Here is a 5,622-nt window from a genome sequence, read left to right as displayed (position 1 = left end):
GGTACCGACGAGCTTCAGCGGGGAGCCCGGATCGGGGGTACCCCAGCGGTAGTTCGGGGCGTGTCCGGGGTGTACGTAGGCGAGGACGTGGTGGGTGCCGGGTTCGGCGTCCGCGTCGTCGATCTCGGCGAAACTGGTGTGCTGTTCGTTGACGAAAGTGTCCACACGCAGCTTGTAGAGGGCGTGGACCTGGCCGGGCTGCATGGCGAGCAGCTGCTTGCCGGTGATGTGGATCTCGGGGGCTTCCGAGTTGTCGGTGCTATCGCTCATGACGGCAAGGATAGCCCCGTTTGAGGCTCTACCGGGCTGAATTCCGGGACATCCCGGACAGCGGGGCTGATTTCCCGTGGAGAGGATGTGAACAGACGAACTATCCGTGATCCCGCTGCGCCACCCCCGGATTGCGGTGGTGCTGTCTGAGAGTCTGTCCCGCAAGAGCCTACGTAATTCGCACTCCTAGCCGGCCTCTGTATGCGAATTAACTTACCATATGTGTCAAGTAAGTGAGCGAAAAATACATCTTGACCAGTAGTTACGTGGCGTGTCGCGGTACATTTGCGGTGGCATTGAAAGCGAGGAGGAGACATGGTCACGATATCTGGTCTACGGCCAGCCGCTGAGAGCTGGATGCTGTCTATCGGCCGTGGTTTGCGGCGTCCTGCTCCTCCGCGAGCCGGAGCAGCTCGCTGGGGCGCACGCCCAGAGCGTCGGCGTAGCGACCGAGGATGTCGAGGGTCAGGCTGGTCTGCCCCTGCTCGATGCGGATGACACTTCGCTTGCTCACGCTGACCGCAGCGGCGAGCTGGGTCTGGGTCATGTCCCGCTCCAGTCTGAGGCGGGCGATCGTTGTACCGAGACTCACGCGCCGTCGCTCCTGGACCGCCTGTTGAGCTTCTGTGAGGTCCGGTGTCGGCTGGGGCATGGCGACCATTGTGCCTCATGAGTGCCGGTGAGCCTGTGCTGACGCTTCGGGGAAAACTCCCCGTCCGCCTTGATGACCATGAAGGGTGACAGTACTGTCACCTTAGTCGGTGGGCAACTGCCACTGGCGTCCACGATTGACACACAAGAGAGGAAACCCCATGTCTTCTGTTAACCGTTCCACCGAGCGACCTGCTGCACGCCGCACCGGCCGACGCCTGTCCGCGCTGGGATTCGCTGCCGTCACCGCCACTGTCGTGGCTGTCTCTGGAGCAGGCAGTGCTGCCGCAGCGCCGACCGGCGGAAACACCTGCTACTTCTACCGGGGTAGCGACAGTGTTGTCTCCGTCGGCCCGCTGCACGCCGGTATTGCCGACGGAAACTGTGACTTCGTCACCTTCGGGAAGGGTTTCCCGGGGGTCGGCGGGCACACCGGCACCTTCGGCATCGGCAATGTCTACCTGGGCGACGGTAAGTGGGCGGTCGCTGAGGTCGACGATGTCCTGGGGGTTGCCCACCACTTCTCGGACACCAACCACAACATGCCGTTCTGATCCGCGCGATCCTGAGGACAACAGGAGATTACAGATGTCCCGGTACACCCTCTACAACTCGCTAGGACTAGACAGGAGTCTCGACCCGCAGCAGCTCGCTGCACAGCTAGACCAGTGGCTCAAGATGCCGGACCTGGCGCCTGCACAACTGGCAGAGCTGCAGGCAGCGCGAGCAATCCTCGGTGACCCTGTGAAGCGCACGGAGTATGACCGTCGCATCGACGACCCGTCCGCCGCGGAGATGTCGGTGGCGGAGATGCAGGAGCTGGCTGGACGAACGCAGTACCCGGCGACACCGAGTTGGTCGGCGGCTGCGGCGCCGACGATGGTACCGACCGCTTCCGGGTCCCCGGTCACAGTTGGACGGAGCTCAGCCGCGGCCCTCGGCGTGTTGTTCCTGTTCCTGGTGCTCAGTTTGTTCCTGAGCTGGAAGAAGTTCACCAGCAGCTTCAGCTATGGAGGTGAGGACTTCGAGTACGACGTCGACCAGAACGGGTACGGACGCCTACTGGACGACCTCACCTCTGACGGACAGGTGATTTCCGGTTCCTCCGAGATCCTCCCCTTCTACCTCTCGGGGATGCTGATCTCTCTGGTGCTGGTTCTTGTGGGATCGGTGCTTCTCGCGATGGGGAAGAAACCCCGTGCCGCCGCTGTACTGGCTGGGGTCGGCGGTCTGGTCGCAGTGCTTCTCTCTGTTTTGAACATGGCCGGGAACAACATGGACAACGTCATGGATGATTCGGCCGGTGTCGAGGACATTATGGATGCGATGCTCCGAGGTGGCGAGTTGTCTACCGGCATCGGATGCTTCATCGCCCTCGTCGCTGGAATCCTCGTCATCGTCGTCGCAGGATTCGCTTTCTTCCTCGTCCGGCGGCACCAACTCGCCCGGTCCGGCTATGAGCACCCGGGGAGCCCCGGATTCGGTGGGCACCCGGACGCTGCTCCGACCTCGCCGCAGTTCGCAATGCCGACCAAAGACCAGAAACCCTTCGCCTCCGGAACCTGGAACTGGCCGGACGGGCCCTCATCAGAAAGATGACCATCATGAAGACATCACGTGCAGCGGCGGGTATCTCTGCCCTCGCAGCCTCCCTCGTCCTGGCATCCTGCAGCGACGGTTCGACCGCCAAGGTCGCTGACAACTACACCCCGCCAGCGACGTTCACCGATGCCGCCGATGCCCAGGACCTCGGCAAACTGGACACCTCATCGCCGGAGAAGGTGGAACAGGATCCGGAAACCATTGAGAAAAGGGAGATCCTCCGGGACAGTGAGAGTTATCAGTACCTTTCCACGCCGAACTACATCGAACCGGGTGCACGGTACTATGTCGATTCCGCAGGGGGGCTGGGCATGTGCTCCTTCGGCTGGTTCGTCCAGGAGAGGGAACACCGGGACGCCACCTACAACCTCACCGCCGGACACTGCGGCAACCCCGGAGACAAAGTCTACATGGATCCGAGCGGGACCGAGGATCCCCGACAGTTCGTCGGGGTCGGTGAGTTCGTGTGGCAGGCCTTTGATGGTGAGGCATCCGCGACGAACGGCGGTGATGACTATGCGCTCATCCAATTCTATCCGGAGCTCGTCGACGAGGACGTCATAACCGGTACCCCGAACTTCCAGCTCTTCGGTAAGCAGGGAGAACTGGAACTTGCAGGATGGGAGGACGCCACCTGGCTGGAGAAGAACAAGCCTTACATGTGTCGCCTCGGTTGGCGGTCCGGCATCACCTGTGGTGAATATCAGAAGATGGTGGATGATACGAATGTCGCCTTCGACGGCATCACCGATCATGGTGATTCCGGCGGCGTGATCTGGGCATTCGACCCTGCGGACAGCTCCATGCGCACGATTCAAGCTGTCGCCATCACCAGTTGGGTGGACTTCGCGGAGGACGCTGCGACCACCAATGGCAAGACCATCGACAAGGTGATGACGGGTATGGACCTGGGGGTTCTCGCATGACGAACTGGCAACAGCAACCGCAGCAGACACCGCAGAACTGGCAGATGCCGCAGCAGGCACCGCACCAGGGGACGCTTCCCGGACCTGGCGTTCGGGACTACTTCGTCCGGCTCACTGGATTCGGCGACTCCGTGCCCAGTCCCCGGGAAGTGGCGGCACTCACCGCAGCCGACGTTGTTGAGCCACGCGTCCAGAATCTTCTCGTCTGGCGACGCACCCTTCTGATTTTCGCTATTCCCTTTCTCCTGTTGTCGCTTATTCTTTCGATTTGCCGGGCAGTTGATTATTCCACGGGAGGTAGTGCCGACTTCGATACCGGTATCGGCATGTTTCTCACGTGGATATCGCCAATTCTTTTCTTAGTATTGCTGCTTGGTGCGACTATCGCTGCCGTCCGGTGGGTGGAAGCTGGCAAGATGACTCGGATTCTATTCTGGAGCTGGGTTGTGGCTACCGCTGTTCCATTAATAGCAGCGCTAGTTCCCATGTCTCGGCAATTTGATTTCGATAAGCTTGGTGAGGCGCAGTTTGAGTCCATATACGGGTATGAAGCTGACATTGTGGGCTCTTCCGGCCTAAGAGTGCGTAGCGGGTGTGAAGCCCTCGAAGTGGGCCACCACAACATGTAGGGACCATTGATCCCCAGGGGCCGGGAACGTGGAAGGACCCTGCGGTGACAAGATGAAGGTGTCTAATCACCACCTCGTCAACCACAGGATCCATGTCTCACCCTACCGTCACCTCTACCTCTGCCCCGAACATCGTCGCCGATACGATCTGCCGCACCGCAGAACTCGGCCTGTCCATCGACAACGCCGCCGACGCCGGGGAGGTGACCCACCTGTTCTGCCGCCCGGTCGCCACGGCCGTGGACATCACCTGCCCGCAGTGCCACCACGACGGTCGGGTCCGCGACCACGTCGAACGCACCCTCACTGACCTTCCCATCGCCGGGCACCCCGCCCTGCTGCACATCCGGGTACCCCGCCTGCAGTGCACGAACGACGACTGTGAGGTGACGATCTACCGCGCGGGACTGCCGACCACCGCCGCCCGGCGATCTTCGGTGACCCGTCGGGTGACCCGCTGGATCCTGCAGCGCATGGCGATCGACAAGTTGAGTGTGAAAGCCTGCGCCCGCGCGCTGGGCCTCGGCTGGGACACGGTGAACACCCTGGCGGTGACCGCGTGCCGCGCCCTGGCCTACGGTGAGGCGTCGCGTATCGACCACGTCCGTGTCCTGGGCGTCGATGAGCACAAGTGGAAACATGTCCGTGGTGACGGCTCGGCCTCGTTTGTCACCGTCATTGTGGACCTGACACCACAGGTCGACGGGGTCGGCCCGGCACGACTGTTGGACATGGTGCCGGGTAGGAGTGCTGAGGTGTTCGGCGACTGGTTGGCCGCCAGGCCGGAGGGTTTCCGGGACACGGTGAAAGTCGCCACGATGGACGGGTACACCGGGTATGCGAAAGCTGCTGGTGAGTACCTTCACCGGGCCCGGACGGTCATGGATCCGTTCCATGTGGTGCGCCTGGCCGCTGACAAGCTCGATGCGTGCCGTCGGCGGGTGCAGAACGCCACCCTGGGCCATCGCGGGTGTAAAGGAGATCCGCTCTACGGAATCCGGCGGACGATGCTGACCAGGATCAGCTTCGTGACCCCGAAACGCGCCGAACGTCTTGACGAGGTTCTCACCGCCGACGGACATGCCGCGGTGCAGGTCACCTGGAAGGTGTATCAGGACCTGATCGCCGCGTACCAGGATGAGGACCGGCGGGCGGGGAAACTGCGACTCTACAAGCTCGCCAAGCGGTTACGTCAGGGTGTGCCCAACGAGCTCAAGGAGCTACGCAGCCTGGGACGGACGTTGTGGAAGAGACTCAAGGACATCCTCGCGTACTTCGACACCAGCGCATCCAACGGTCCGGTCGAAGCCATCAACGGAAGGCTGGAACACCTGCGTGGCATCGCCCTGGGATTCAGGAACAAGAGCCACTACATCTTGCGGTCACTGATCCACTCCGGAGGGCTTCACGAACGGATCAACGCACTCTGAAACCGGAAGAGCCACATATCCTCCCTGTACTTCAATTGAAAATCAACTGTAGAGTTACCGGAAAACAATTCGATGACAGCGGGAACTTCAATATGGCGTGACGGAACCACTTGG

General features: G+C 61.5%; 6 protein-coding genes and 1 pseudogene. 5 read left to right on the top strand and 2 right to left on the bottom strand.

The window, feature by feature from the left end:
* Together QZV72_RS01495 and QZV72_RS01490 are read right to left on the bottom strand one after the other, a co-directional pair.
* A pseudogene (locus QZV72_RS01495) lies at positions 1-270 on the bottom strand (GNAT family N-acetyltransferase); the annotation flags it as partial.
* Positions 271-634: 364 nt separating this feature from the next.
* Positions 635-922 (bottom strand): helix-turn-helix domain-containing protein, encoded by a 288-nt coding sequence (locus QZV72_RS01490; RefSeq protein ID WP_297004335.1) that lies wholly within the window; start codon positions 920-922, stop codon positions 635-637.
* 160 nt (positions 923-1,082) lie between these two features.
* Between QZV72_RS01490 and QZV72_RS01485 the strand changes: the two genes are divergently transcribed.
* From QZV72_RS01485 to QZV72_RS01465, 5 genes are all read left to right on the top strand, one after another.
* The gene (locus QZV72_RS01485; RefSeq protein WP_297004332.1) at positions 1,083-1,475 is read left to right on the top strand and encodes a hypothetical protein; all 393 of its coding nucleotides are present in this window, start codon (positions 1,083-1,085) and stop codon (positions 1,473-1,475) included.
* A gap of 34 nt (positions 1,476-1,509) precedes the next feature.
* Positions 1,510-2,520, top strand: coding sequence for a hypothetical protein (locus QZV72_RS01480; RefSeq protein WP_297004329.1), 1,011 nt, complete (start codon positions 1,510-1,512; stop codon positions 2,518-2,520).
* Between the two features lie 5 nt (positions 2,521-2,525).
* Positions 2,526-3,449 (top strand): hypothetical protein, encoded by a 924-nt coding sequence (locus QZV72_RS01475; protein ID WP_297004326.1) that lies wholly within the window; start codon positions 2,526-2,528, stop codon positions 3,447-3,449.
* Positions 3,446-4,078 carry a hypothetical protein gene (locus QZV72_RS01470; RefSeq protein WP_297004323.1) on the top strand — a complete coding sequence of 211 codons (633 nt, stop codon included), beginning with the start codon at positions 3,446-3,448 and terminating at the stop codon, positions 4,076-4,078. The genes QZV72_RS01475 and QZV72_RS01470 overlap by 4 nt, the downstream gene beginning before the upstream one ends.
* 92 nt (positions 4,079-4,170) lie before the next feature.
* Positions 4,171-5,508 carry an ISL3 family transposase gene (locus tag QZV72_RS01465; protein ID WP_297004321.1) on the top strand — a complete coding sequence of 446 codons (1,338 nt, stop codon included), beginning with the start codon at positions 4,171-4,173 and terminating at the stop codon, positions 5,506-5,508.
* The last annotated feature ends 114 nt before the right edge of the window (positions 5,509-5,622 follow it).

The organism is uncultured Corynebacterium sp. (genome assembly GCF_902782855.1).
In the GTDB taxonomy this organism is placed as follows: Bacteria; Actinomycetota; Actinomycetes; order Mycobacteriales; family Mycobacteriaceae; genus Corynebacterium.
Note: the sequence above shows the minus strand (reverse complement) of the source record. Positions and strands in the feature narration are given on the sequence as shown.